The organism is Sporosarcina aquimarina (assembly GCF_019748715.1).
GTDB lineage: Bacteria > Bacillota > Bacilli > Bacillales_A > Planococcaceae > Sporosarcina > Sporosarcina newyorkensis.
In genome coordinates this window covers 1-338 of the sequence record NZ_JACLBZ010000032.1, presented here as the reverse complement: position 1 = coordinate 338, position 338 = coordinate 1, and the positions used below count along the sequence as shown (strand labels likewise).

Below are 338 nucleotides of genomic sequence, written 5' to 3'. Positions count from 1 at the left end.
GAATTATACGTTTGTGCATCGGCTCTGCCGGTGACATAAACAAAATGAGTATCTTAAATGATGCCAGCAAGAAATCGAGCTAACTCGAATTTCTCTTTTATGGAGAGTTTGATCCTGGCTCAGGACGAACGCTGGCGGCGTGCCTAATACATGCAAGTCGAGCGAATCTTTGGGAGCTTGCTCCTAAAGATTAGCGGCGGACGGGTGAGTAACACGTGGGCAACCTACCTTACAGATGGGGATAACTCCGGGAAACCGGGGCTAATACCGAATAATCCATTTCTTCGCATGAAGAGATGTTGAAAGACGGTTTCGGCTGTCACTGTGAGATGGGCCCG

General features: G+C 48.5%; 1 rRNA gene. It reads left to right on the top strand.

Features of this window, described 5'->3' with window-relative positions:
* Positions 1 to 96: 96 nt before the first annotated feature.
* Positions 97 to 338, top strand: a 16S ribosomal RNA gene (locus H7J92_RS14535); the annotation flags it as partial.